Below are 26,112 nucleotides of genomic sequence, written 5' to 3' on the forward strand. Positions count from 1 at the left end.
CTGGTAGTAATCCGTACTGAACATATTATACATTATTTTCAGTATAGTTGAGCTTATTATTGACTAGAGTCATGCTCCCTGGGATCCCTTGAAGGAACCGGCCTCCGCCTCTCCTTCAACTGGGGTCGAAGGACGGTCTTGGCCGCCGGCAAACCAGTTCCGGATGCGATCCCATTCCACCTGATGGTAGCCGTCCACCGCCCAATTGGCCCGCCGCTGCAGCATGTGCAGAGGAAAGAAGGTGGCCAGAGCCAGCACCGGGATCCCTGCCGAACGGGCTGCCTGAATGCCGGAGTAGGTGGCTTCAATGCTCAAACACGCCTGGGCAGGCAATTCCATCCGCTGCAAAAGCAGGCGGTGCAAGTGTCCTGGGGAAAATATTGGGCCTGCATCATCTCCCGTCACTCGATAGGAGCCCACATCGGTCAACCGTATCAGGGCCGGGCAGCATGGCTGGAAGCGCTCTAGAAAAGCGGCCACCTCGGCTGCCGATTGGCCGCACAGCAGGCCGACCTTCAGTTGCAGCCGCTCCAGCGTCTCCAAAGTTTCCCTCAGGCCGGGAATGAGAGGCAATTCCCTCTGCCCCTGCAAAGCCTGTCGGTAGTATAGGGCCTTGCGTTTCAGCAGCTCTTCCAGTTGTTTGGGGCTGAGCACCCGCCCTTGCTCCCCCCACAGAGCCGGCAGGCGCTCTCGATCCGGTCGGCCCAGGTATTGCAGCCGGTAAAGCTCCCGCTGCCCAGGGGATCCCGACTTCGGCCAGCACAGGTTCCAGGGGCGCAGGTTCTCTTCCACCAGCAGTTGGTTGATGGCCTGTAGGTGCAAGTTCTCGTCATCGGCCACCACTCCACTCCAGCTCAAGATCACCCCTTGCAGTCCCATAGGGGGGACATCACCCTCTGCTAACGACCGCAACCCAACTGCCGGATCCCTGCTTCAGATCACAGCAGATGGCTTGTCTATCCATTTTGGACGCGACGCTCGAACTCTTCCCGAGTGGTGTCCACCAATTGCACCGCCTCTGGATAGAGCTGAGGATGGTTTTGCTTCAGCCAACTGAGCACCCGCGCCAGTTGGGCTGCACACAGATCCAAGTCCGCTTGAAAAATAACCGCCGCCGCCATGTGCTGAGCATATTCGGGCGGGTGACCCTGCTGCGCCAGCTCCGCCGTCAAAGCGGCCAAGGCTTGTTGGCGAACTGAGGGCAGTGAACTTTCGGGAGAAGACATAGGCCAAGCCCTTCAAGCGGGAGAGTAGCGGCGCAAGGCCAGCGTGACGTTGTGCCCACCAAACCCAAAGGCATTCACCAAAGCGGCCTCAACAGCCATCTGCCGCCCCTTGTGGGGGACAAAATCCAGCCCTTCGCACTCGGGATCGGGGTTGTCCAAGTTGAGGGTAGGAGGAACCCAGCCGTGGTGGATGGCCAAAGCTGTGGCCACCGTGGCAATGCCGCCCGCTCCCCCCAACAGGTGGCCGGTCATGGACTTGGTGGCGCTGATGGCCAAACGGGGGGCATGTTCGCCGAAGACCGACTTGATGGCCTGGACCTCGGCGATATCCCCTACAGGGGTGCTGGTGGCATGGGCATTGATGTGTTGCACATCCCCAGGCTGAAGCCCGGCATCCTTGAGGGCCAGCCGCATCGCCCGGGCCGCTCCCTCGCCGCCGGGGGCAGGGTTGGTCATGTGGTGGGCATCGCAGGTGAGGCCATAGCCGACTATCTCCGCATAGATCTTGGCCCCGCGGGCGCGGGCATGCTCCAACTCCTCCAGGACCAGGATCCCTGCTCCTTCCCCCATGACAAAGCCGTCCCGATCCCGATCAAAGGGCCTACAGGCTTGCTCCGGGGTGTCGTTGCGGGTGGAAAGGGCCTTCATGGCACTGAACCCCGCCATGGACAAAGGGGTAACCGCCGCTTCCGTGCCACCTGTAATCGCCGCTTGCACCTCTCCCCTCTGGATGAGCCGAAAGGCATCGCCAATGGCGTTGGAGCCAGAGGCACAGGCCGTAACTGTGCAGGAATTGGGGCCTTTGGCGCCAAAATGAATGGCCAGGTGACCTGCAGCCATGTTGGCAATCATCATGGGCACCATGAAGGGGCTACAGCGATCCGGCCCTTTCTGCAGATAGATGGTCTGCTGCTCTTCCAAGACGCGGATGCCGCCGATGCCGGTGCCCAAGATCACCCCCACTTGCTCAGCGTTGAGATCGGTGATGTGAAAGTCGGCGTCCTCCAAGGCTTGCCGGGTGGCCGCCATCGCCAGGTGCACAAAGCGGTCGGTGCGCTTGACATCCTTGCGATCCAAGTAGTCGAGGGGATCAAATCCCTTCACCTCTCCGGCAATACGGCAGTCGTGGCGGGAGGCATCGAAATGGGTAATCGGCCCAATGCCGGAGCGCCCTGCCAGCAAGCTCTGCCAAAACTCGGCAGGAGAGTTGCCGATGGGGGTGACCGCGCCCAGCCCCGTAATCACAACGCGGCGGGTTGGCCTGAGAGCAGTGGCGGGATCCAGAGTAGCCATCGTCCGGTGTTAGCCCAGGGGTATGGAGGCAGATTAGGCAGCTTTCTTCGAGAGGATGTAGTTAACAGCGTCTTGCACGGTGGCGATCCCCTCTGCATCTTCATCGGGGATCTCCAGGTCGAATTCCTCTTCAAAAGCCATGACCAGCTCCACCGTATCGAGGCTATCGGCCCCCAGGTCGTTCTGGAAATTGGCTTCCGGGGTCACTTTGTCATCTTCCACGCCCAGTTGATCGGACACGATCTTGCGAACACGGCTATAAACTTCGTCTGCGCTCATGCTTGGAATCCCAACTCTCGATTCAGCGTGTCTTGGCCGGGCCAACCAGCGGCCAATGAAGCAATCCCTATTGTATCGGACAATGGATCCCCTCTTGTGAGCAGCCTCACCTGCATTGGCTGCTGCGGCCAGAGTATGGAGGTGTGGGGATTGAGCCGCGGCCTTTTCGGTTGCAGGAAAGAAAAGCTAGTATAGTCTACTGCATCTCTACAACTGGATCCTCAAGGAGAACTCGCTTCCATGCCCCGCGCTTACGAAACGATGCTGATTGTGCGTCCTGATGTGTCAGATGAACCCCTCGAACAACTGCTCAGCAGTCAGGAGGCAATCCTGCGAGAGAACGGAGTGAACCACGTGGAGATTACCAATAGGGGCAAGCGTCGCTTTGCCGGGTTTGAGATGAAAAAGTTCAAGGAGGGTCTGTACATCCAGTTCAACTACGAAGCCGAACCCAGTGCGGTGGCTGCCTGGGAGAAAAACCTGCGCATCAACGAGAGTGTGCTGCGCCACATGACCCTCCGCGTCGGCTAGGTTTGACGGGATCCCCGCCTGCGGGCATGATGGAAGTGCGCTGAGCTGCCCCTTGATCCCCGGATGGCTCTGTTATGAACTCGATTGTGTTGATGGGCGAGGTTCTGTCTGAGCCGGAGCTGCGCTACACCCCCGATAACTTGGCTGTTACATCCTTGGTGATCGGCTTTCCCAGCCTGCGCCCGGATGAGCCGCCCTATCGCGTGCGCGTTTCCTCTTTTGGAGAACTGGCCAAAAGGGTGGTGGACACCTGCCATGTGGGCGACCAAATCACAGTGGAAGGCCAACTGCACATAAATGTGGTGGAGCGAGATGGGCGCAAGGAAAAGCTGGCCGAGATCACCGCGCGCCGTGTCCATCAGCTGGGATCCGCTCGCGTCCTCTCTCTGACGGGGATGGGCGAACCGGCGATTGTGGAATCCTCTGAGGGGGATGTGGTTTCCCCACCGGAGCCGGACGATCTCCCGTTCTAACGGTTGCGAGACTTGCCGGGATCCCCCATGTCTCAGGAACTTGCTGCGGGTGAACCTTTGAGATCCCTGCGGGTCATCGGCTACTCGGTGCAGGGGCGTCCCATTCACCTTTGGCAGCTCACCCAAGGGATCCGCTCCTTGCTGCTGCTCGGCGGGGTACACGGGGATGAGGTGGAGGGCTATGCCCTGATCGAGCGCTATGTGGCTTCTGGGAAATGGGGATCCTTGGCCGGGAAGGCGACCTTGTGGGCGATCCCACGCCTGAACCCGGATGGCTGTGCCTTGGGGCAACGGCTCAATGCCAACGGCGTCGATCTCAACCGCAATCTGCCCACCCAAGATTGGATCCCGGCCTCTCTGGAAGCTCGTTATCCGCCCGGATCGGCCCCAGGCTCCGAGCCCGAAACGCAAGTGTTGTTGACGAGTTTGGCCCGGATTCAGCCCCAGTTTATCCTTTCTGCCCACTCCTGCCAGGCGCACCCCTGCGTGAACTACAACGGCCCTGCCCTTGAGCTGGCCCAGGTGATGGCTGCTCGCAACGGCTTGCCCGTCGCCGCCGACATTGGCTACCCTACCCCTGGTTCTCTGGGCACTTGGGCAGGGCAGGAACGGCGGATCCCAACCCTAACGCTGGAAATCCTGCGGGGCACTCCCCTCGATCAAGTCTGGCAAGAGCAGGCCGAGGCGCTGCAGGCGGTGTTGGAGTGGGCAGCCCAAGGCGATGCCTTCTGACCGGTGTCAAGATCTCTGAACTTTCGTTGCCAATCTGCCTAGTTCGTTCAAGATATCTGGGGTTTTCTCGCCCAAATCTTCTACAACACAGATAGGTGGGGCAGAGCAGAGGGGAGCTTGGAGTCGAGGGAAAAGGGGTCAGAGGTCAACCCCGAAGTCACGCTGCTTCTGCCTTGTGCCCCGCTGTTAGCCATCTGGAGGAAGCCAATATGTTCAGCAGGATTTTGGTGGCAGTGGATCGGTCGGAGCTGAGCCAGGGAGTATTTCAAAAGGCCGTCCAAGTGGCCAAGGCCATGCAGGCCCAGATGATGATTCTCCATGTTCTGTCTCAGGAAGAGCCGGGCGCCCCAGAGCCGCCGATGATCCTGGGGGTAGATTACAGCTCCACCATCAGCGCCGAGCTGTGGCAGTCCTACCGGGAGCAATGTGCCATCTTCGAGCAAAACCAGATGGACTACCTGCGCTCGCTGGTGGAGAAAGCGGCTGAGCACGGGATCCGCGCTGAGTACACCCTCAACTACGGCAACCCCGGTCGGGTCATCTGCGATCTGGCCCGCTCTTGGGATGCGGACTTGGTGGTGGTGGGCCGCCGCGGCCACTCCGGCCTGAGCGAGCTGTTTCTGGGCAGCGTTAGCAACTACGTGCTCCACCGCGCTCCCTGCTCGGTGCTGACGATACAAGGGGAAGCCCTGAAAAAAGAAGCCCAAACTGCGGAAGAGAAGACAGCTACCCCTGCTGGCTAAGGCTCTAGGGACTCTAGGGCGAGGGAGTGGGATCTGGTCGCGTGAGCGGGGCAGAGTCCTTGCTCTCCGGCTGGCCCTCCAAGAGGCGATTCACTTCGGTTTCCAGGCTGTTGAAGGTGCTCAGCTCGATCACGGCAATGTCCGGCTGGCGGCTGCTTTGCACGTAGGCCTGCAAGCCAGAGGCGGCCAAGGTCAGGGTTAAGGGATCCTGCTCGGCGTCAGGCTTGGGCTCAAAGGTCAGCCGTAGGTCGGGCTCAGACAACACCCTTTGGGCTTCCGCGTCGGCCTGTTCCACAAACTCCTTGGCGCGGGCAGCATTCAGGCTGGAGAACAGAGAGCCGAGATCCACAGGCTGGCCCGGTCGCTCCGGGTTTTCCCAGCGCAGCTCCAAGGATCCCTTCTCTGAAGGCCGAGGGGTGAGGGTGACCTTTTCCCCTTGGGATTCTAAGGTGACTTGGCCCACTTGGTTGGCGTTGAGGCGGGCAATGCGGTGATCCCGCAGCTCTTCCAAGTCGGAGCGGAGAATATCGGCGGTGGAGGTGAGCAAGGTGGCTACTGCCGGGTGCTCAGAGGTGATGACGTACACCTGGCCATCTTTCTCCGATCCCAAAGCGACGTTCAGGGTTTTGCCGCCCTCCAGCTCCACCGTCAGGCGGGCGGAAGGCTGCTCCAGGCCATAGGGGGCGAGCTCGTCTTTGGTCTCGGCGGGGAACTCCACGGCCTGCAGGCGGGCCAGAGTATTGAGCAAGCGGTTGACGTTGATCTCATCGGCAGGCAGCTCTCTGGGCTGGACAATCTGCCAAGTAAAGTGCTCCGCACCGCTGGCGCGAACGTCTTTCCGCTGCAGGCGAACAACTTCCGGCTCCGCCTCTGCCAACTGCACTTGCAGGGCTTTCACCTCGGCTGTATCAAACTGAAGCAAAGTCTTGTCCCGCAAAGCCAAGAGAGAGGGCAACAGGGATCCCTTCTGGGCACTGCTTAGAAGCACCACCTGTCCCCCTTCGGGCTGGGCGTAGAAGCCGGAGCCGTCGAAGTTGTCGTTGCCGATGGCCAGGCGGTAGGGATCCCCTTCTTTGGGGAAAAGGGCGATTTGGTGTCGCGGCTGATCCAGGCCAAAAGCGGCCAGGTCAGTGACCCCCTCCAGAGTGATTTGGGGGGTGAGGCGGGAGAAGGTGTTGAGCAACTGCTCAATGGGGAAGTCCAGCGCCGCTGACTGAATGGGACTGACGATCCGCCAGTGGGATCCCTCTTCTTCTGGATTGCGCTCCAAAAGGATTTCCAAGTGCTCCGCACCGCTGCCGCGAACGGGTTCCCCCTCTTTCTGTTGGCGGATTTCAATGCGGGCAATGGTATCGGTGGCAAAATGGAACAGCCGCGCTCGCTCCGCCTGTTGCTCCTGGCGCAGTTGCTGGATGTTGTCCAAGAGGAAGTAGCCCAGCAGACAGGCCACCGCCAAACCCAGGAGAATCCAGGTGGTTCGCTTGAACATGCCTGCTTTCCTCCAGCTCTACCGTCTTTGCCACCACAGGGCAGCTCCGGAACCCAGGGCCGCCAAGGGCAAAAGGACCGTTGATCCCAGCACCAGCCAGCGGAAGTTTTGACCGGTCAGGGTGAGACGGCGATCCGTGATGGATTTGGGGCGGATGGAGATCTGCTCCGTTTGCTCAGTCAGCCAGTTGAGGGTGTTCAAGAAGAGATCCCGGTTGCCCTGCTGCCGCAAGTTGCCGTTGAGGGCAAAGTCGACATTGCCGATCACCACCAGGCGGGCCTCCTGCGGGGATCCTGTGTCGGCCTGGTCGGCGTCCAAACGGCGGGTTAAAGCAACACCCAAGGTAAGGGGGCCAGGCTTGTCCTGCTCCGGATCGAACTGCAGGGGGCCACGTTCCAGGTCAGGACTGGTCTCCCCCCAGCTTTGCGGGTTGGTGCGCAGTAGGGGCGTGGCTTGGATCCCTTCGCGGGCTTCGGTTTCCACAGAGCGGGCCAGGGGGAACAGGGTCATCAGCCGCTGGGCGGCCAAGGGGGCGGTAATGGGGTGATCCCCGTAGGTAGTAACCAGGGCAACCGCCGGCCCTGTCCTCAACAGTTGGCTGACGCTGCTCACCTCAATGAGGATGTCATCCCCCAAGACCACGCCCCACTCTTCCAGCAAGGGATCCAGGCCGGCATCCACCCGTGGCCCAATCAACAACAGCAGCCGTCCTCCCTCGGCCAGGTAATCCTGCAGTTTCTCCACCTCGCCGGGGAACAAAGCCCGCTGTGGCCCCGCCAGCACCAGGACATTCGCATCCTCTGGGATCCCCGATTGCACCAAGTTGAGGGTCTCTACCCGATAGCCTTCCTGACCCAGGGCTGCCGCCGCCTGGGCCAGAGTTGGAGTACCTTCCCTCGCTTCCAGCCCCACTTCCCCGTGCCCTTGCACGAAATAGGCCACTAACTCCCCTCGGTTGACCACTTTGGACAAGACAGGGGTCAGTCTGCTCTCCAGGTCAGGAGCAGGGGGCTGGGGCAGTTGTTGCCGGCTTTCTCCGGCCTCCACCACCAGGGTGTTGTTTTGCGTCACCTGCAGCCGCTGAATGGTCAGGGGATCCCGGTTGGGATCCACAAACTCAAACTGGAAGCGGTTGGGGTTGAGGCGGCGATAGCGCTCCAGTTGTTCCCGCAGATTGGGATCCGGCGCAGTGGTGACCACCCAAACTTTGACCGGTTGCACCAATCCCTGCACCAATTGCCGGGTTTGGGGCGACAGGGTAAACAGGCCCTCCTCGGTGAGATCCAGCCGCAGGTCGTAGCGCACCGCCACCACATTCACCAGCACTAGAATGACGGCCATCGCCGCCACCGCCACCAGGATGTTGGCGTTGGTCTGGGTGGAACGCAGACCGAGGAAGACCCCCACCTCCTGCCGGTGGGTGATGCCCCAAACCACCAGCAGGGCCAGGCCCGTTGCCAGCATGCTCAGGGGCACAGCCGTCCAACCGGTAAAGGCGGATCCCACCACCAGGCCAATGGCGATGACGCCAATGCCCAGGATCCCTGTCCAGTCCTTTAACGCGCGCCAGTCCTTCATAATAATGCTCCGCACCGCTGCCGCGAACACCGCACTCCTCCCATCTGACCCTAGCTCTGTTGCCAGCGCAGGCTTTCCACCGATTGCACCGTGGCAAACAGCCCCAGGACGATGATGCTCAAGAAAAGAATGAGGCTGCTGCTGCTGAGGATCCCTTGCACCCAGTTGCTGTATTGCTGCAGCAAAGACACATGCCGCAGCGTCGCGGCAATCCAGTTCTCCTCCTGGCCGGCTGCCGCGTCGATCACCCAGAGCAGCAGGATCAGGCCAAAGGTGGCCACCGCCGCGATGAGCGTGCTGTCTGTTAGAGACGAGATAAACAACCCCAAGGCCATGACACTGCCCGCCAGCAGGGTTAGGCCCACATAGCCCATCAAGGTCAGGCGGTAGTCCACTGCCGGGTTGGCGCTGCTCAGCACCAGCACGTGGTAAACCAACGGCGGCAGCAGCAGCGTGATGAAAAACGCCCACACCGCCAGCCATTTGCCCACCGCCACCCCCAAGTTGGTGATGGGGGAGGTGGCCAGCAGCTCCATGGTGCCCCGCCGCCGCTCCTCGGCATAGGAACTCATGGTGAAGATGGGCAATAAGAAGAGAGAAAGAGTGCCCAAGAGGTTGAGAAACTGCTGCGACAGGATGGTGGCGGCGTCAAAAGGGTTCTCCTGGCCAAACTGGGCAAACAGATCCACCTGCTGGGAGAAATTGATCACCCGCACCAGGATATTAAAGAAGAAAAACCCCGCCAGTCCCCAAAACACCGCGGCCACCACATAGGCGATGGGCGAGGTGAAGTAGCCGCGCAATTCCTTACGAAAAATGGCAATTGCTCCGTTCATGCCGCTTCCTCCAGTAGGCCCTCGGATCCCTCTTGGGTGGTGAGCTGCAGGAAAATCTCTTCCAAAGAAGCTTGAGGACGGCCTATCTCGTAGAGGTCGATCCCCGCCTGCACCAGCGCTTTGGCTGCCTCCGGGATCCAGCCGTCCGCGGCAGCGTTGCTCTTGAGCTGCACCTGCCAGCGGGAGGGATCCGCCGCCAAGGGCTGTAGGCTCACCACTTCCACCTGTGGCAAAGGCTGCAGGGCCAACCGGATGGCCATTTCCTCGGTTGCCCCCACCACCAGCCGCGCCTGCTGCCGATCCTGAAGCTGGGCTGTCAGCTCAGCGGGGGTGCCGATGGCGGCCACCTGGCCGCGGTTGATGATCACCACCCGGTCGCAGGTCATGCTCACCTCCGGCAGGATGTGGGTGGAGAGGATGATCGTGTGCTCTCCCGCTAAGCTCTTGATCAGGTTGCGCACCTCGATGATCTGCTTGGGATCCAAGCCGATGGTGGGCTCATCCAGGATGATCACCGGCGGGTCGTGAACCAGGGCTTGGGCGATGCCCACCCGCTGCTTAAATCCCTTGGAGAGCTTGCGGATGAGGGTGTGGCGCTTTTCTTCTAGGCTGCAGCGCCGGATCACCTCGTCCACCCGCCTGGATCGGTCGCCGGGGCTGACCCGCTTGATCTGCGCCACAAAGTGCAGATACGCCTCCACCGTCATCTCCATGTAGAGGGGCGGGTTTTCCGGTAGATAGCCAATACGCTGCCGCACCGCCATTGAGTTTTCGTGGACGTCAAACCCGGCCACCCGCGCCGTCCCCTCGCTGGCAGGCAGATACCCGGCCAAAATGCGCATGGATGTGGTCTTGCCGGCTCCGTTCGGCCCCAAAAACCCCATGATCTCGCCGGCGTTCACCTGGAAGGAAACATCGCGAATGGCAGTAAAGCTGCCGTAGGTTTTGCTCAAATGCTCGACTTCGATAGCAACCGCATTTGCACGAGCAGTGGGTAAACCTGTCATCAGCAACTCCTAACCTACAGGGTCAGCGGTGGTTGGCAAACGGCCCAAGTCTGTGCAGGCTAAGGCTGAGTTGCCCATATTCCAAGAAAGACGAATGCTAGGAAGAGATTACAGGCTCGGGCAAGAACACGGGCAACCGTGCTGAGGCCACATGCCAACTTAGCATAGCGGCAGCGAGGATGCGTTGATGGAGCCGGGATCCCTTTCCCCCTTTTGGTGGGGATCCATCGGTTGGCTAGTCAGCAGGGCTTGTGAGGGATCCCCACTGTTCCAGTCCCAGAACGCGGCTTTCCCCTGGACAGGCCGCCACCACCTCCCCAATGGGGAAGGCTTCGGGGAGCAGGGATCTCACCTGATTTTCCGCCTCAGGGGGGATCACCAGCACATAGCCCACCCCCAGGTTGAAGGTGCGGAACATCTCCAAGGTCTCCACCTGGCCCTGCTCTTGGAGCCAGAGAAATTCCCGTGGGACGGGCCAACTGTGGGGCTGCAGCCGTGCCGCTTGGTTCGGGGCCAAACAGCGGGGCAAATTTTCCGGGATCCCGCCGCCGGTGATGTGGGCCATGCCGTGGAGGGGAACACCGGCTGACTGCAGCCGTTGCACCGCCTGGACATAGATGCGGGTGGGGGTGAGGAATACTTCCGCCAAAGGCCGATCCCAGCCGGGTGGCCGGTGATCCCAGCGCCAGCCCCGGTCGGCCACAATGCGCCGCACCAAGCTGTAGCCGTTGCTGTGCAGGCCGCTGCTGGGCAAAGCCAACAGCCGATCCCCCAACTGCACCCGCGACCCATCCAGAATGGCCGTTTTTTCCACAATTCCGACACAAAACCCGGCCAGGTCGTATTTCCCAGGGGGATAGAACCCCGGCATCTCCGCCGTTTCCCCCCCCAGCAGTTGGCAGCCCGCCTCCTGGCAGCCCGCCAAGATGCCGTCGATCACCTGCCACAGGGCTTCCGGCTCCAGCTTGCCGGTGGCCACATAGTCCAAGAAAAACAGCGGCCGGGCCCCCACCGTCAGCACGTCGTTGACGCACATCGCCACCAGATCAACACCTACCCCCCGGTGCTGACCCCACTGCTGGGCAATGTCCAGCTTTGTCCCCACCCCATCGGTGCCCGCCACCAACACCGGCGCTTGATACCCCGTCGGCAGCTCAAACAGACCGGCAAAGCCGCCGATGCCGCCCAAGGTTCCTGAAGAACCTGAGGACGGAATTTGAATCCGTTCAACGCGCTCGCGGATCCCCCTGACAAAGGCGTGGCCCAGATCGATGTCAACCCCTGCTGAGCGGTAGTCCAAAATGCCAAAACCCCTTATGCTATCAAGACTTGAGCTCCTGTGTCCGACCGTACAAACGGGTCAACTCAGAAACCTATGGTACATTAACTTCTGTTTTAACCGTCGCACTGGAAGTTGTACGAGATTGGAGAGGAGCGCGGCCTCATGCGAAATTGGAAACAGCTTGGACAGGGACTGGATCCCGCCCGCAAAATGGGCTTGGTCAGTTGTCTCTGTGTCACGGCTTTGGGCTTGCCGGCAGGCATGTTGGGCGGCTTGACTTCGCGAGCACAAGCCTCGACGCGAACCGGATCCCCCAACACCCGAGCAGCAGAGCTGTCACCTGCATCCAAATTGCCCCCCCCGGCCACCCCTTCCCAACCCCTCCCTGCTGCCGCAGCCCCAGTCAGAACGCTGCCGAGAATTCCCCAAACCCCTATCTCCGGCCACGAGGGTCTTGCCCCTGCCAAACTGGGTACCCTGAACTTGGATCATCCCTTGAACCGATCTCGCCAGGCGATCCTGCCCCGTCGAGCAGAAGAACCCATTCTCAAGATCGGCGAACAACAGCAGCACACCAACCAGCCCATCTCCACCCTCTACGACTATCAGATGGACGGGCAACAGGTGGTTACTGTCTATGTGCGGGATCTGCCCATTGTCAGTTTTGTCGAGCACCCTGGGCTAGAACCACCGCTGATGCGGGCCAGCACCCTTGTGGCCCAGCTCAACCAAATGGCCCAGGGATCCCTGAAAGACACCACCATCACCCTAGGTTGGGCAGGTTTGGAATTGGCCGAACAAGGCTTGGGTGTTCCTCTCTACACCATTCAGGTCAACAACAAGGAATTGCTGCGCATTGACGATGGAGTGCTGTTGATCGACAACCAGCGCCCGGTGGATGTGGCTGTTTTGGCTGCCAATCGTCTGCGCCGTCTGCTGCTCGATGCCCCGCCCATTTCAGCTCCGGCCCTGCCTCAACCGGCTGCTCTGACCGCCAAAGCCGCTGTTGCAGGTTCCAAGCCGAAAACAGCCCCTCAACAGGAACCCGCCCCTGTCCGCGTGGTTGGGCCTGTGCAAGAGGGCATTGCTTCTTGGTATGACCTGCACCCAACCCGCCATGAGATGACGGCTGCCCACCCCACCCTGCCCTTTGGCACCGAGGTACGGGTGACCAACCTGAAAAACGGACGCCAGGCTGTCGTGCGCATCAACGATCGCGGCCCTTTTATCCCCGGTCGGATCATCGACCTCTCCCTGCGGGCGGCAGAGGTGTTGGGGATGGTGCGCTCGGGGCTGGCACCTGTGCGGGTGGAAGTGCTGCAACGCTAGCTAGGGCACGGGCGAAAAGCGCTTGGAATCGGGGGAATAGCGCCAAGAAATGCCGTCGGGATCCCGGCTGCGGCTCCACTCTGGAAACCCGGTTTTGAATTTCCAGTAGGTAATGGCGGAAACCACCACCCCCAACCGTTCCGCCAACTGAGTCTGGTTAAGGGGGCGCAGCGGTGCCCGTGGCGCTGTGGCGGCAGTGGGGCTGGGTGCGGGGGCAGAGCCTGCCGACTCCTGGGAGGGCGTGGTTGCAGGGGTGGGTGCTTCCTGCTCCAACCGGTGACCAGGGCTGGGCTCCTGGGGACGCAGCAGGCTGAACTGGCTCAACAGGCCGACATTTTCCAGGTTCAGGAGATTTTCCAGGTTAGAGGTCTGGTGGATCAGCTCCAGCTCACGGCGAAATTCATCCTCCAGCACCTGCAGGTAGTGTTCCCGCTTCTGCTCCGACTCGGCATCTTTGAGCAGCCCCAAGGCAAAGCTGAGGTTCGAGAGGGGCTCGCTCAGATCCTGCAAGAATTTCTTGAACAGAGTGCCCTTCACGTCCGTGAACTGCTGCAACTGCTGCAGTTTTTGCCGCAGCTCCTCGATTCTTTTCTCTTCCAGCTTGCGGTTCTCAAGGCTCTGGCGGTGGTTGTGCAGGGCAATTTCAATGGTGGTGTAGAGTTCCCGCTCTTTGAAAGGCTTGATGATGTAGCCGAAGGGCCGGGTCTCCTTGACGCGGGAGAGGGTGTCTTCGTCGGCGTAGGCCGTCAGATGCACCACCGGAATGTTGAAGCGCTCGGTGATCCGCTTGGCGGCTTCTATGCCATCGATATCGCCTTTTAGGACGATATCCATCAAGACCAAGTCCACCGGCATCTCTTCCAGCCTTCGGATCGCTTCTTCCCCGGAAGAAGCAATGGCGGGCACAGCGTAGCCAAATTTTTTCAGAACGTTGGCAATGTCCTTGGCGATGATCTTCTCGTCCTCGACGACCAGAATACTGCCTTTGACAAGGGGTGGAACTCTCTTCAAGGCTCGCTCCTCGGAAAGGTAATGATGAAAGTAGTACCCGATTTGCTTCTCAATTGTATCTTGCCCTGTAGCTGATCGGTGAGGGTTGCAACCAGTTGTAAACCCAGAGATTGAGTTTCCTTGAAGTCAAAGTTCGGGGGCAAGCCAATGCCATTGTCGGAGACTCGCAACTGAGTATATTTGCGGGTTTGGCTGAAACAAACCTCTATCTCTCCACTGCGGCCCTTCGGGAAGGCATACTTGAGGCTGTTGGTCACCAACTCGTTGATGATCAGGCCACACAAAACTGCATCGTCGAGGTTGAGGCGGATCCCTTCGGCACGGATGCTGGCGCGAATGCTCTCGGGGTTCACCCCGTAGGAGTGAAAGAGGTTGGAGATCAAATTGTGCAAGTACTGCTTGAGATCCACAGCGGCCAGATTGTTGGATTGGTACAGACCTTCGTGGATCAAAGACATGGCTTGAATACGGCTGCCGGCATCCTTAAAAACGCGGGCGTACTTGCGGCTTTTGATCTGGTCAGCTTGGAGCCGCAGCAGGCTGGAGATAATTTGCAGATTGTTTTTGACGCGGTGGTGAATCTCCCGCAGCAGAACTTCTTTTTCCTGAAGGGCGGCCTGGATCTGCAGCTCTGCCCGTTTTTCTTCGGTAATGTCTTCACAAATGCCGATGATGAAGAGGTTTTTGCCCTCGGGATCCCGGACTGCAGAGACCGCCAGGCGGCACCAAACCACCTTTCCGCTGCGGTGGATGTAGCGTTTTTCCAGATGGTAGCGATCCCGTTGGCCGTTCAAAACCTCCTGGAAAAGGCGCCAATCTTCCTGAATGTCTTCTGGATGGGTGAGGTCGCAGAAGCTCATGCGGGTTAGTTCGGCGGCACTGTAGCCCAAGATCTCTTCCAGAGCAGGGTTCACTTTTAGGTAATGGCCCTGGTGATCGACGATGGAAATGCCCAGGGCCGACTGCTCGAAAATGCCCCGCAAACTCAGCTCGCTTTGGCGAAGGGCTGCCTCAGCTTGCTTGCGCTCGGTAATGTCCAAAATCTGGCTCAGAAAGTAGCTGGGATCCCCTTGGGCTGTGCGCACCAGAGTGATGCGGAGAATGGCATAGACAATTTGGCCGTTCTTGTGGATGTAGCGTTGCTCCTGTTCCCACTGATGCACCTCGCCGGCCAGCAGGCGGTTGCTGTTTTCCAGGGTGGTGGCGATGTCGTCGGGATGGGTGATGTCAAGGACGGTTTTCCCCTTGAGATCCTCCAGGGTGTAGCCCAGGGTTTCGGTAAAAGCGGCGTTGATCTGCAAATAGGTGCCATCCAGGTGGGTCATGGCCTTGGCGATGGGAGCCCACTCAAAGGATTGGCGGAAGCGTTCTTCACTTTCTTTGAGGGCAATTTCTGCCTCCACACGGGCGCTGATGTCGATCACCTGGTTGAGAAACTGGGTGGGCTGTCCTTCCTCGTCGGTGAGAAGGGTGGCCTGAAACAGCACATGAACAACCTGACCGGAACGATGGGTGTAGCGAATCTGGCGCTGGCTGACGGAGACCTTCCCCGCCAACAAAGCCTCATTGGCCCCCAGCAGTGGGTTGACATCTTCGGGGTGGAGAATGTCCAGTTGCTGCCGATGCTTCAATTCTTCGGGGGTGTAGCCGACAATCTGGGCAAAGGCATCGTTGACCTGGATAAACCGCCCCTGCAAGTCCACAAGGGCAATTCCATTGGGGGCCAGCTCGAAAATCTGCCGGAAATGGTTGGCGCTTTGTTGCCAAGCTTGCTCTATCCGACGACGTTCGGCCTCCAGTTGCTTGGACTCGGTGATGTCTTCGGCGATCCCTGCTACCCGATAGATTTTGCCCTCTTTGTCGGCGATGGGAAAAGTGCGTTCCCGCAACCAAATCAGGCGGCCATCGGTGCGATAAATGCGGAAGACGACATCGGTGGATTTGCCCTCCGATTGGGCTTTGAGGATGGTGGGGAACAACCAGCGATCGTCGGGGTGGATTTGGCGCATCCAGGCTTGGGGGTTGGCGTAAGCCTCTTCGGCGGAAAGGCCCCAAAGGGCTTCGCAGGCTGGGCTGACGTAGATCAGCTCTTTGCTGTAGAGTGTTGTGATCCAAAACAGTTGCTGCGTATTCTCTGCCAGTTGCAGAAAACGATGCTCGCTCTCTCGGCGGGCCTCTTCCAATTGTTGTTGTCGTTCTTTCAGTTGACGGGATGCTGTGATGTCGGTAACAAATCCTTCAAAATAGAGGGGATCCCCTTGGTCGTTGTAGATGGTACGGGCATTTAAAGAAATCCAAATTAGCCTGCCATCTTTGCAGCAGACTTGGTGTTCAAAATTCACAACTTGACCTTCTCTCAGCATGCGCTGGATGAATTCGGCTCGTTGCTCCGGATCGCTATAGATTTGGGTGCCAATATCGGAGACGTTGTGCATCAAATCCTCAGGGGATTCGTAGCCGAAAATATGGGCCAAGGCCGGGTTGGCAACCAGGTATTTGCCCTCTAGGGTGGTTTGAAAAATGCCTTCGACGGCGTTCTCGAAGATCTGCTGGTAGCGGGCAGCAGTGCTGCGGCTGTCTTGCAGTTGGGATTGGAGCTGCTCAAGGGTCTGCCGATGCTCCTGGGCCTGGAGAAGGATTTGCTTCAGGCTGAGGCCAACGAGGTCAATCTGTTCCCGTTCAGAGGAGCTCAATTGGCGAGGGTGGCAGTCGAGCAGGTGCAGATCGGCCAACCGGATCCCCTGCTCAGTTTGCAAGAGAAAGGACTCATGAAAAGGCCATTGCTCAGAGCCGACATCGGGGTTGAAAGGTTCTCCGGCTGGGATCCTTTGCGGATCCCGGTAGAGGATCCCTTTTGAAGGCGAGTGGGGATCGGATCCCGGCTGGGCCAGTTCTAGATAGACCAAAGGTACTTTCAACAGTTGACCCAACAATTGCAACAGCGGGTACAGCGCCGAAGCGGACTCAGTATCCGGTTCAGTTCGAAGGGACGGCCCTTCCCTGGGAGCAGTCCGCGGGAAAGCAAAACCGTGCACAACGGATCTTGGCGAGCGAGAAATGGGAGGTGACATGGGAAAACCTGGCCGAGGAGCTGGCTCAACCCAGTCCATCACGACAGATCGGGGGTGCCTGGTTGGGCTGATCTCCACAGGGAAAAGGAGCAGGCGCACCCATTCTGCACCCACTCTACTCTAGCGATACTCTGGAGAAACTTACTTTGAAACTTACTTTAGTGAAACATGCTGCTGACGGAGCTATCTTCATGGATGCGCCAGATCGCTTCCCCCAGCACATTGGCTACCGAGAGAACGGTTAACTCGGGAAAGTGCTGCTCTGGAGGGATGGGGATGGTGTTGGTGACGATCACCTCTTCAAACAGGCCACCCCGCAGGCGTTGAATGGCCGGCTCAGAAAAAACAGGATGAATGGCGCAGGCGTAAACCGCTTTGGCTCCCAGCTTGCGCAGCAATTTTGCCCCTTCCGAGATGGTGCCTGCGGTATCGATCATGTCATCCACAAGGATGGCAGTTTTCCCCCGCACATCCCCAATCAGATTCATGACTTCCACATCGTTGTGGGCTTGGCGGCGCTTGTCAATGATTGCCAGAGGGGCTTCCTTGAGTTTTTTGGCAAAGGCACGGGCACGAGCCACACCCCCCACATCGGGAGAGACGACCACAATGTCTTCGTCGAGCAAGCCCTTTTCCTTGAGGTAAGCCTGTAATACCGGCTGGGCGTAGACGTGGTCGAGGGGAATGTCGAAGTAGCCTTGAATCTGGGCCGAGTGCAGATCCATAGCCAGCACGCGATGAGCTCCCGCCTGGGTAATCATGTTGGCCACCAGCTTGGCGGTGATCGCTTCTCGGCCTGCCGTTTTGCGGTCGGCGCGAGCGTAGCCGTAGTAGGGCAAGACAGCGGTGATCTGCCGGGCAGAGGCGCGGCGACAGGCATCGATGATCACCAGCAGTTCCATCAGGTGGTCGTTGACGGGGCGGCAAGTGGGCTGCACCAAGTAGACATCAGCACCCCGGATCGACTCTTGGATTTGGATGTACAGCTCGCCATCGGCAAAGCGCTTGCGCAACATCGGGCCCAGATCCATGCCCAGGTAACGCGCTACCTCCTGAGCCAGAGCCGGGTTGGCGCTGCCTGAGAAGATTTTGAGGCGGTTGCTATCCGAGATGGGTGGCAGGGGAGAAGGGCGAAGAAGGGGTGCAGGGCGAACCACAGATCGATGCTGAACTCGTCCGTAGCCAACGCCTGACGGCGAGCTGCCGCTATCGTAGCACTGGCGCTTGCAACCTCAGCAAGTGTATTCTTCCGGATTTTGAGTTTGGGGGGAGCAAGTTACCATAGTCAAGATGAAGGTCGAGCTGCTGCACATCCACAAGCGTTTTGGGGCGGTACAGGCGAACCGCGATGTGTCCTTGCGGGTGGAGGCGGGCACAATCCACGGCCTGCTTGGGGAGAATGGGGCCGGCAAAAGTACCTTAGTTAAGATCCTGAGCGGCTTTCTGCGCTGCGATCAGGGGGAGATTTGGATCGATGGGCAACCGGTTCGCATCGACAGCCCTGCAGCAGCCATTCGCCTGGGCATTGGCATGTTGCACCAGGATCCCTTGGATTTTCCTTCTCTGACGGTACTAGAAAACTTTATTGCCGGGCAACGAGGGCGCTTGGGCTTGGGGCTGCGGGAAAGCCGAAGACGTCTCGAGAAAGCCTGTGAAGAGTTTGGTTTTAATCTCAACCCCGATGGAGCCATCGGCAGTTTGACGGTGGGGGAACGGCAACAACTGGAAATGCTGCGGTTGCTTTCCCTGGGGATCAACACCTTGATTTTGGATGAGCCAACGACGGGCATTTCTGCAGCGCAAAAAGATCTTCTGTTCGCGGCTCTGAGAAGGTTGGCGGAGCAGGGCAAATCGGTGATCTTCGTCTCCCACAAGCTGGCCGATGTGGAGTGCCTTTGCGATCGGGTGACGGTGATGCGGCAGGGGGAGGTGGTAGGGGAGCTGCCTGTTAGAGGTGAGGACATTGCCCTGCTGGAACAGCGGTTGATCGATTGGATGTTCGGGCGGGAGTTGGCACCCCCGGCTCGGCCCCATTCTCCGCAAAGGAGGGCGGATCCCCTGTTGGAGTTGCGCTCCCTGGTGGTGCGGCATGAGCCGTTTACCCTGGCTTTGCCAGATCTGGCGGTGCAGCCGGGGGAAGTGATTGGGTTGGCTGGTTTGGAGGGCAGTGGGCAACGCTCTTTCCTTCTCACCTGTGCAGGGTTGTTGCCGCCCAGGCGGGGCCAGATCTTGTTGAGGGGGCAGGAGATGACAGGCCGTCCTTACGGCGACTACCTGCGCTGTGGGGTGGGGTTTTCTCCGGCGGATCGGCTGCGGGAAGGGCTGATCCCCGGCCTAACGTTGCAGGAGCATTTTGCCCTCAAGCAGCAGGATCCCTGGATCAACTGGGCTCTGGCCCGTCAACAGGCCCAAGCGGCCATTGAACACTTCAGCATTCGCGGTCACCCCTACAGCCGGGTGGAGCAACTCTCGGGGGGCAACCAGCAGCGCAGCCAGTTGGCTCTCTTGCCCACACCCCTGACCCTGTTGCTGATGGAGCACCCAACGCGAGGGTTGGACATCGAGTCGGCGCTGTGGGTCTGGGGGCAATTGCTAGAACGCACCCAAACGGGTACAGCCATTCTTTTTGCCTCTGCAGATTTGGACGAGATCCTGCTGTACAGCAACCGGGTGATGGTGTTCAGCGGCGGACAGGTCTCGGAGCCCATTCCGGCGGCGGAGCTCACCGTTTCACGCCTGGGACAGATGATGACGCTTCCCGTCTTGCGCAGCACTCACAGCAGCGAGATCCCAGGGATCCCGACTGAGGTTTAGAGGGCTAATCGAAGCCCTCTAGCGGTCGCGTCAGCGGTGCGTAGCCCTTTCGCTTTGCCGCAGCAGGAGAAGGATTTGAGAACGGCATGGCAACCGGCTAGAGCAAGGCTTAGAGTAGCAGTAGCCCCAAGCCTTTTGCTCAAGGAATCTGGCCATGGGATCCCAGGATCGCGCTCCGCCCTCAGGAACAGAGGAGCCGCAATCTGACCGTTCGCGCTCCTCGGACGACGTCCTTTTGCAGCTCACCGTTCGGGGATCCCGGCAGCAGGTGTTGCGAGGTTTGCGAGCTTGGCTGGAGCTGGGCTTACTGACCCCAGAGCACTTTCGCCTGCTGGTGGAGCAGTATCGGCTAGAGGGGGAGGAACCAAGGTCAGCGGCAGTTTCCCCCAGCGACGAGATCCCGGCTCGTCTTGGCTCGGCCTACGTGCTCTGGATTTTGGGTTTGTTTGGCATCTGTGGCCTGCACCGTTTTTATCTGGGCCGCTGGCGGACGGGTTTGCTCTGGCTGTTGACCTTTGGGCTGCTGGGGATCGGTCAGCTCCTGGATTTGATTTGGATCCCAGGGATGGTGCGAGAAAGAAATGCTCGCCTGGCCGGATCTGGGGTTGAGGAACCTGCGGTCGAGGGGGGAGAAGAGCCCCAAGCTGCCCCTCAATCCACTCGCGCTACTCGGACGGAGTCCTTGTCCCCCTCTCCCCCGGCACTGGCTGTTTTGCTGCGGAACTTGCTGTCCGAGCTAAGCGTGGCTTGGCTGTTGCTGCTGGGCCTGTTTTTGGTGGTGGTGTCCTCGGGGGTGCTGGCGGCCAGCCACTGGGAGCAATTTTCTCCAACTGCTCAGTATGGGGTGCTCTTGGCCTATACGGCGGCTTTTGGGGTAGGTGCTGGATGGATCCAACGGCAGGAAGGGCTGCGTCTAACCGGTCAAACCTTGGAGGCTATTGCCCTGCTGCTGGTGCCGGTGAACGTGTGGGCGCTGGATGGGCTGGGGATCCTTTGGGGGATCCGCATCCTGGCGCTGGGCTTGCTGCTGGGGATCCCGTTGACGGCTGAGGGTCGGGTGCGCTCGCTGGGTTCAGGTGCCGGCTTTCGCGACAGCGGTGTGGAGCCCAATGCCTTTTCCAATGCCTTTTACGGAACCTTGGTGAACTTTTTGGCCCTCTCTGGCTTGCACGCTTTCTGGAGCTTGGGGCCGCAGGAGCTTCGCCCTGCTTTTGTCCTGGGGATCCTGTATCTGGGGATCCTCAGCACCGTGATTTACACCTGGAGGCGCCGGTCTCGGGAATTACGGGGCTCCAAGATCTGGCTAATCGGGGCTGCCGGATCCCTGTTAATCCTACGGGGGCTGCTGTCTGGGCATGTCCAAGTGCCGCAGTTGGGGTTGGCGGTGGCCCTGTTGGGTTGGCTGGCAGCGGAATGGCCCCAGGGATCCCCGGACGTCGTAGCAGAAGGCGCTCAGGAGGGGACGCTCTCCCGCTGGTGGGAGGGGAGCTGGGTGCTGTTGGTGGTGGGCTGGCTGCTGGCTGCCATTGGCTTGGCGGAGAGCCCTTTCAGCGGCTGGCAGTTGCTGGGGATTAGCCTGCTGGGGATCCATGTCTTAATCGGGCGCTTGCGCCGACACACCCAGTCGCCCCAGCGGGACGAAGTCCTTAGGGTGCATTTGACGTTGCTGTTCTTGCTGGGCCTGGAAACTTGCTGGGCTTTTTGGCAGGTGTGGCCAGCAAGCTGGCGGCAAGAGGTTGTAGCTACAGTAACCAACTGGTTTCAGCCCCTTGATTCCCCCTGGGGATTGCTGGGGTTGGTGCTACTGCCCTACGAGGTGCTGTGGTTGGGGTTGGCGGCCCGCTGGCAGAGGAGCACTCCAGAAGCCGGCGAGACAGACTTTTCTGGGCTGGTGGAACCAACAGAGCGCTTGGTTTTGGGGCTAGGGGGATCCCTGCTGCTCTTGAGCCTTCCCTATCCGGCCATTCGCTTCTGGCATTTGCTTTTGAGTACTGGCATCCTGACCTGGTGGCTGCGGCAGAAGTCCAAGAGAGCTGAGCTCCTCGATCCCCGCTGGGTATTTCTCACCCATGCCTACGGGCTGGGGGCGCTGCTGGCCGGGATCCGCTGGCTCTTGTCTGACTTGAGCCTGTCCAGTTGGGGAGTGGTTCTGCTGCTGGTGGGCCTATTGCAATGGGCAGGGCGGGTGGCTCTGGGTGGGTCAGGGCGCTTTTTTTGGGGAGTGCCTGCGGAGCTGTGGCAGCGAAGTGCAGATGGCATAGGGCTGGTGCTGGTGGGATCCAGCTACTTGGCGTTTTTGCTGCAACGGTTCCTTGATTCGTCTGCGACTGGTGAACAATCCATGGGCTGGCTGTGGCTGCTGGTGCCTCTTGCTTTAACGGCAGCTCAGGTATTGGCCCTGCCCCCCCTGGAGTTCATGCCCCGCTGGCTGCAGAGCCCAGAGCAAGGGGGATTGGGATCCCTTTCCTGGCGGCAGGGGATCCCGGAGCGCGGGTCTTTGCGTTTCCCGGCAGTTCTCTCCCTTTTGCTGGCCCAGTTACTCACCTTTGGAAGGCCGGGGGTTGAGTTTTTGGGTCTGGGCTTGGGGTTGCTGCTGATGGCCACTCAGGTGTGGGTGTGGGCCTCTTTCCCCTCCGCCGACCATGAGCTCCACACCGCCAACGCAGTTGTTCCAGCAGAGGTGCTGTTGACAGTGACGTTTGGCTGGGGGTTCGGTCTGGTGGGAATCCATCGGCTGTTCCCCGCTTTAACGGAGTCAGAATGGCTGGCGGCCTTGGGGGTGCTGCTGTTGTTCGCGACAGCGGTGCGGAGCACTAGCGGCTGTCGCTACAGCCTAGGGACTCCGTTCCACTACCTCTCTCCCCGCCTTCGGGCAGCTTACCGACCGGTGCTGGATGGCTTTGGCTTTCTGCTGGGGATCGTACTTTTACTTTCCCTAACGTTGCAGACATTGCAGCCAGAAGCAGGTCGCATCGGTGGTGGAAAGTACCTGGATTCCCCAGTGGCTCTGACCCTGGCCTCTGGGACTGTCCTGGTGGCCATTGTTTTGCGGCTTTGGGTGGAAGTGGCTCCCGCTTTTTATCGCGACGGCGGTGTCCATCCTGCTGGCTTGGAGAGCGAAAGCCCGTCTCCTTCCAGGGCGGAGGATGTCTCAACTGGCGGCAGCGGTCAGGAGGCTTCGTCGGCCATCTCATGGTCTGTAATGGAGGGGCTGTCCTATGGGCTGATCTGGGCTTTGGAGCTGTTGGTGGCCAGCAGCCTCTTGTGGGTGGTACAGGGATCCCGTCCTGTTGCCCCTCTGCTTGCCGTCATCAATCTAAGCCTGGGGATCCTCTTTTGGATTGGGCCGGAGAAACTCCTCTTTGAGCGGCCCGATCGCGCTGGTGGGACGGAGTCCTCAGGGGGACAACTCCTGCAGCGGGTCAAGGCTCTGAGTTGCTGGGGGACAGCGCCGCTGATCTATGCCGGCTTGGGCTGGCTGGGATCCCATCTCGAACTCGAATGGAGCGAGCTGACAGGTCTGGGCAGCTTAGGTCTCTCCATCGTGCTGCTGGGCGTGGGGCGCCGACAGTCACCGGAGCAGCACCCCTGTCGCGAACAGGAAGGCCCTCCTCCTACCAACCGGAAGGGGATCCTGGGAGCTTTCGGAATATCGCTGGCGGCCTACGAGAGCTGGGTCTACCTTCTCGGCCAGCAAACTGGGGAATTCTGGGAGGACGAAGCGGCGGTGCTGACAGCTTTGCTAGGGCTGCTCTTGGCAGTGGGCTACTGCCTCTGTCCATCTTGGCTGGTGGCGACCCTGCGGCTGAAAGCGGCCTGGCTGCAGCGGATAGGTGCCGGCAACTGGGGCTTGGCCAGCCTCGCCCTTTGGAGTTTCGCTCTCAGCCCTTGGGGGAAGGGGCTCTGGGTGCTGACGGGATCCGGCCTGGTGGCCTATGCCGCCGGACAGGCGAGAACCTCAACTTCAGAATCTCCGACAGAGCGAAATTGGGCGCCAACGGTCTGGGGTTACCTCAGTGCTTGGCAAGGAGCTGGGGTTCTGCTGGGCGGTGTGTTCCTGGGGCTGCCGCAGCTATCCATAGCGCGATGGGCTGGATCCCTGCTCTGTGGGCTGGGGCTGGTTTACCATGGCTTGCCCTGGCGACGGTGGGGCTGGCCGGCGGCTCCTTGGCAGAATACAGCCTTGGTGCTGCCCCTGGCCGCTTTTCTGGTAACCGCGGGAGGAAATAACACCCTTAATCTGCTGCTGGGGGCAACCTACTATGCCCTGCTGGCTATCTGGAGATCCCAAGTGCGCCTGGGCTATGTCAGCCTGTTCTTGAGCAACTGGATCCTGTGGAGTTACGGCTGGCATCAGGATTGGGCTTCCCTGACGTTCTATGCCCTGCCCCTGGTGGGATCCCTGCTCTATGTGGCTCAGGTGGATCCGGGATTACAGGAAGCCAGCGGGCGACAGGGGCGACATTGGCTGCGGCTGGTTTCCTTGGGCACATGGCTGCTGGTGGTGCTGGTGGAAACTCACGGGCAACGGTGGACGGGCTTTTGGCCGGTAGGGTTGGGTTTGGCCTTGGGTCTGCTGGGCTTGGCCTTGCGGGTAAGAGCCTATCTCTTCGTGGGCACGCTGGCCTTTGGGCTGGGGATCCTGCGGCAGGGATGGCTGTTGGTAACAACTGATGCGCTGCTGCTCTGGGCCACTGGGATCCTGCTGGGCCTGCTTCTGATTTGGACGGCAGCCAATTTTGAACGGCGTCGAGAAGAAGTGGGATCCCACATCTCCGCTTGGCTAGGGCAACTGCAGAGCTGGGAATGAAAGAATCCTGAGTCCAGCCAATCTGAGCAGGATCAACTTGAGGAGGGCTGACCTGTTCGCGACAGCGGTGCGGAGCACTACTGAGGCCCTATCAGAGGAGGCGAACACGCCAGAAAATGGATCGACGAGGAATTGACACTCAACGCGAGTGATGAGAAAACAAGTCGGTAGGGCAGGGGGTATGTCAAACTGAGGCTGGCCTTGCTTTGGAGGATCGGGTCTATTGCTGGGCAACGCTGACCCAAAGGTATCTTCTCAGCCTGGGTGGAAAAAGCTCCTGCGGCAGATCTTGGCTCCTTGGCGGGAGTTCGATGGCATTTTGCTGGCCACAGTGCTGGCCTTGACGGGCATCGGTATTGTTGCTATCCGCAGTGCGGTCTGGGAGCGGCCCATCAGCCACTACTGGGTACAGCAGTTGATCATGGCCGGGATCAGCCTGGCGTTTTTGGGAGTGGTGGCCCGGATTCCATATGAGCGGCTGTTGCGCTGGCACTGGTTCACCTACTTCTTGACCTTGGCGAGTTTAATTGCAGTGCTCTTTTTCGGCACAGCAGGCGGAGGAGCGGAGCGCTGGCTCTCCATCGCCGGCTTTCAGGTGCAGCCTTCTGAGTTTGCCAAGCTGGGGGTAATCATCACCCTGGCCGCTCTCCTGCACCACTGGCCGATCAAATACTTCAGCCAGATTTGGGTGGCCGTTGCCGTCGTCGCTCCCCCCTGGATCTTGATTTTCCTGCAGCCCAACCTGGGCACTGCCCTGGTGTTTGTGGTGATTGTGCTGGTCATGCTCTACTGGGCCGGGGCCAAGGGCAGCTGGATCCTCTTGCTTTTGTCGCCGGGGGTGGGAGCCATTCTCTATGGCTTACACACTCGCCCAGAGCAGAGCTGGATGCTTTGGATTTGGCTGCTCTGGTGTCTGGGAATGGCGGGGTTGGCCGCTTGGCGTCTCCCCTGGCGGTGGACGGGGGCCGTAACTTTTGGGGTGATCAACCTGCTCTCGGGGCAGTTGGGGCAGCTAGCCTGGCACCTTCTCAAGCCCTATCAGCGGCGGCGGCTGGAGATTTTCATCGATCCCATGCAAGAGCCTTGGGGATCCGGCTATCACCTCATTCAATCCCGCATTGCCATCGGGGCCGGTGGCCTCTGGGGACAGGGCATCCAGCAGGGCACCCAAACCCAACTGGACTTTATCCCCGAACAGCACACGGATTTCATTTTCTCCGCCATTGGGGAAGAGATGGGCTTTGTGGGCACCCTGACGGTGCTGATCCTGTTCTGGATCCTGTGTGCGCGGCTGATCTGGATTGCCCAAGGGGCCAAGGACAATTTTGGATCCCTGATCACCATTGGGGTGCTGGCAATGATCCTGTTTCAGGCAGTAGTCAACATCGGCATGACCATCGGCCTGGCCCCCATTACCGGTTTGCCTTTGCCTTTTTTGAGCTATGGCCGCTCGGCTCTGCTGACCAATTTTCTGGCCATCGGCTTGGTGGAGTCGGTGGTGATGCACCGCCAACGTGCCACCTTTTTCACCTGAGCCCTGCCTGGGAATACCCCTGAACCACTTCTCATTCAAAAAATCTTCAGAATCTTTACAATCAATTGAGATTG

At 59.7% G+C, this 26,112-nt stretch carries 20 protein-coding genes; 8 read left to right on the forward strand and 12 right to left on the reverse strand.

The window, feature by feature from the left end; translation table 11 throughout:
• Positions 1 to 69 precede the first annotated feature (69 nt).
• The 4 genes from NW849_RS01970 to NW849_RS01985 form a co-directional block, all read right to left on the reverse strand.
• The gene (locus NW849_RS01970) at positions 70 to 879 is read right to left on the reverse strand and encodes an HAD family hydrolase (protein ID WP_414355683.1); all 810 of its coding nucleotides are present in this window, start codon (positions 877 to 879) and stop codon (positions 70 to 72) included.
• A gap of 77 nt (positions 880 to 956) precedes the next feature.
• On the reverse strand, positions 957 to 1,226 hold the full coding sequence (locus NW849_RS01975; protein ID WP_414350639.1) for a hypothetical protein: 270 nt from the start codon (positions 1,224 to 1,226) through the stop codon (positions 957 to 959).
• A gap of 12 nt (positions 1,227 to 1,238) precedes the next feature.
• Entirely contained in the window at positions 1,239 to 2,519 is a 1,281-nt protein-coding gene (fabF, locus tag NW849_RS01980; protein ID WP_414355684.1) for a beta-ketoacyl-ACP synthase II, read from the reverse strand.
• A gap of 33 nt (positions 2,520 to 2,552) precedes the next feature.
• Complete coding sequence (locus NW849_RS01985) at positions 2,553 to 2,798, reverse strand: acyl carrier protein (RefSeq protein WP_041436540.1); 246 nt, start codon at positions 2,796 to 2,798, stop codon at positions 2,553 to 2,555.
• Positions 2,799 to 3,038: 240 nt separating this feature from the next.
• Here NW849_RS01985 and rpsF point away from each other — a divergent pair, with 240 nt between their 5' ends.
• From rpsF to NW849_RS02005, 4 genes are all read left to right on the forward strand, one after another.
• Entirely contained in the window at positions 3,039 to 3,329 is a 291-nt protein-coding gene (gene rpsF, locus NW849_RS01990) for a 30S ribosomal protein S6 (protein WP_414355685.1), read from the forward strand.
• Between the two features lie 74 nt (positions 3,330 to 3,403).
• Positions 3,404 to 3,802: a single-stranded DNA-binding protein gene (locus tag NW849_RS01995; protein ID WP_414355686.1), complete on the forward strand. Its 399-nt coding sequence runs from the start codon at positions 3,404 to 3,406 to the stop codon at positions 3,800 to 3,802.
• A gap of 27 nt (positions 3,803 to 3,829) precedes the next feature.
• Positions 3,830 to 4,534 carry a M14 family zinc carboxypeptidase gene (locus NW849_RS02000; protein ID WP_414355687.1) on the forward strand — a complete coding sequence of 235 codons (705 nt, stop codon included), beginning with the start codon at positions 3,830 to 3,832 and terminating at the stop codon, positions 4,532 to 4,534.
• Positions 4,535 to 4,629: 95 nt separating this feature from the next.
• On the forward strand, positions 4,630 to 5,277 hold the full coding sequence (locus NW849_RS02005; protein ID WP_414355688.1) for a universal stress protein: 648 nt from the start codon (positions 4,630 to 4,632) through the stop codon (positions 5,275 to 5,277).
• A gap of 13 nt (positions 5,278 to 5,290) precedes the next feature.
• Here NW849_RS02005 and NW849_RS02010 read toward each other — a convergent pair whose 3' ends face one another.
• The 5 genes from NW849_RS02010 to purM all read right to left on the reverse strand — a co-directional run bounded on the left by NW849_RS02010 (position 5,291) and on the right by purM (position 11,487).
• Positions 5,291 to 6,766: a DUF4340 domain-containing protein gene (locus tag NW849_RS02010; protein ID WP_414355689.1), complete on the reverse strand. Its 1,476-nt coding sequence runs from the start codon at positions 6,764 to 6,766 to the stop codon at positions 5,291 to 5,293.
• Between the two features lie 18 nt (positions 6,767 to 6,784).
• Complete coding sequence (locus tag NW849_RS02015; protein WP_414355690.1) at positions 6,785 to 8,344, reverse strand: GldG family protein; 1,560 nt, start codon at positions 8,342 to 8,344, stop codon at positions 6,785 to 6,787.
• 50 nt (positions 8,345 to 8,394) lie between these two features.
• Positions 8,395 to 9,180 (reverse strand): ABC transporter permease, encoded by a 786-nt coding sequence (locus NW849_RS02020; protein WP_414355691.1) that lies wholly within the window; start codon positions 9,178 to 9,180, stop codon positions 8,395 to 8,397.
• On the reverse strand, positions 9,177 to 10,187 hold the full coding sequence (locus NW849_RS02025) for an ABC transporter ATP-binding protein (protein ID WP_414355692.1): 1,011 nt from the start codon (positions 10,185 to 10,187) through the stop codon (positions 9,177 to 9,179). Before NW849_RS02025 ends, NW849_RS02020 begins: the two co-directional genes overlap by 4 nt.
• A 235-nt stretch (positions 10,188 to 10,422) precedes the next feature.
• Positions 10,423 to 11,487 carry a phosphoribosylformylglycinamidine cyclo-ligase gene (gene purM, locus NW849_RS02030; protein WP_414355693.1) on the reverse strand — a complete coding sequence of 355 codons (1,065 nt, stop codon included), beginning with the start codon at positions 11,485 to 11,487 and terminating at the stop codon, positions 10,423 to 10,425.
• Between the two features lie 144 nt (positions 11,488 to 11,631).
• On the opposite strand from purM, the gene NW849_RS02035 reads away from it, so the two are divergent.
• Positions 11,632 to 12,798, forward strand: coding sequence for a septal ring lytic transglycosylase RlpA family protein (locus tag NW849_RS02035; protein ID WP_414355694.1), 1,167 nt, complete (start codon positions 11,632 to 11,634; stop codon positions 12,796 to 12,798).
• On the opposite strand, the gene NW849_RS02040 is transcribed toward NW849_RS02035, so the two are convergent.
• The 3 genes from NW849_RS02040 to NW849_RS02050 form a co-directional block, all read right to left on the reverse strand.
• Positions 12,799 to 13,809 carry a response regulator gene (locus tag NW849_RS02040; RefSeq protein WP_414355695.1) on the reverse strand — a complete coding sequence of 337 codons (1,011 nt, stop codon included), beginning with the start codon at positions 13,807 to 13,809 and terminating at the stop codon, positions 12,799 to 12,801.
• Positions 13,806 to 16,727: a PAS domain S-box protein gene (locus tag NW849_RS02045; RefSeq protein ID WP_414355696.1), complete on the reverse strand. Its 2,922-nt coding sequence runs from the start codon at positions 16,725 to 16,727 to the stop codon at positions 13,806 to 13,808. The genes NW849_RS02040 and NW849_RS02045 overlap by 4 nt, the downstream gene beginning before the upstream one ends.
• 311 nt (positions 16,728 to 17,038) lie before the next feature.
• Entirely contained in the window at positions 17,039 to 18,037 is a 999-nt protein-coding gene (locus NW849_RS02050; protein WP_011433256.1) for a ribose-phosphate pyrophosphokinase, read from the reverse strand.
• Positions 18,038 to 18,170: 133 nt separating this feature from the next.
• Here NW849_RS02050 and NW849_RS02055 point away from each other — a divergent pair, with 133 nt between their 5' ends.
• The 3 genes from NW849_RS02055 to rodA all read left to right on the forward strand — a co-directional run bounded on the left by NW849_RS02055 (position 18,171) and on the right by rodA (position 26,038).
• Positions 18,171 to 19,694: an ABC transporter ATP-binding protein gene (locus NW849_RS02055; protein WP_414355697.1), complete on the forward strand. Its 1,524-nt coding sequence runs from the start codon at positions 18,171 to 18,173 to the stop codon at positions 19,692 to 19,694.
• Between the two features lie 154 nt (positions 19,695 to 19,848).
• Positions 19,849 to 24,504 (forward strand): NINE protein, encoded by a 4,656-nt coding sequence (locus NW849_RS02060; RefSeq protein WP_414355698.1) that lies wholly within the window; start codon positions 19,849 to 19,851, stop codon positions 24,502 to 24,504.
• Between the two features lie 223 nt (positions 24,505 to 24,727).
• Entirely contained in the window at positions 24,728 to 26,038 is a 1,311-nt protein-coding gene (rodA, locus tag NW849_RS02065; RefSeq protein ID WP_414355699.1) for a rod shape-determining protein RodA, read from the forward strand.
• The last annotated feature ends 74 nt before the right edge of the window (positions 26,039 to 26,112 follow it).

Source organism: Synechococcus sp. R55.3 (assembly GCF_047461975.1).
GTDB lineage: Bacteria > Cyanobacteriota > Cyanobacteriia > Thermostichales > Thermostichaceae > Thermostichus.

Coding starts and splice junctions, on each gene's coding strand:
- NW849_RS01970 (WP_414355683.1), bottom strand. CDS start 879: ATGGGACTGCAAGGGGTGATCTTGAGCTGGAGTGGAGTGGTGGCCGAT.
- NW849_RS01975 (WP_414350639.1), bottom strand. CDS start 1,226: ATGTCTTCTCCCGAAAGTTCACTGCCCTCAGTTCGCCAACAAGCCTTG.
- fabF (WP_414355684.1), bottom strand. CDS start 2,519: ATGGCTACTCTGGATCCCGCCACTGCTCTCAGGCCAACCCGCCGCGTT.
- NW849_RS01985 (WP_041436540.1), bottom strand. CDS start 2,798: ATGAGCGCAGACGAAGTTTATAGCCGTGTTCGCAAGATCGTGTCCGAT.
- rpsF (WP_414355685.1), top strand. CDS start 3,039: ATGCCCCGCGCTTACGAAACGATGCTGATTGTGCGTCCTGATGTGTCA.
- NW849_RS01995 (WP_414355686.1), top strand. CDS start 3,404: ATGAACTCGATTGTGTTGATGGGCGAGGTTCTGTCTGAGCCGGAGCTG.
- NW849_RS02000 (WP_414355687.1), top strand. CDS start 3,830: ATGTCTCAGGAACTTGCTGCGGGTGAACCTTTGAGATCCCTGCGGGTC.
- NW849_RS02010 (WP_414355689.1), bottom strand. CDS start 6,766: ATGTTCAAGCGAACCACCTGGATTCTCCTGGGTTTGGCGGTGGCCTGT.
- NW849_RS02015 (WP_414355690.1), bottom strand. CDS start 8,344: ATGAAGGACTGGCGCGCGTTAAAGGACTGGACAGGGATCCTGGGCATT.
- NW849_RS02020 (WP_414355691.1), bottom strand. CDS start 9,180: ATGAACGGAGCAATTGCCATTTTTCGTAAGGAATTGCGCGGCTACTTC.
- NW849_RS02025 (WP_414355692.1), bottom strand. CDS start 10,187: ATGACAGGTTTACCCACTGCTCGTGCAAATGCGGTTGCTATCGAAGTC.
- NW849_RS02035 (WP_414355694.1), top strand. CDS start 11,632: ATGCGAAATTGGAAACAGCTTGGACAGGGACTGGATCCCGCCCGCAAA.
- NW849_RS02055 (WP_414355697.1), top strand. CDS start 18,171: ATGAAGGTCGAGCTGCTGCACATCCACAAGCGTTTTGGGGCGGTACAG.
- NW849_RS02060 (WP_414355698.1), top strand. CDS start 19,849: ATGGGATCCCAGGATCGCGCTCCGCCCTCAGGAACAGAGGAGCCGCAA.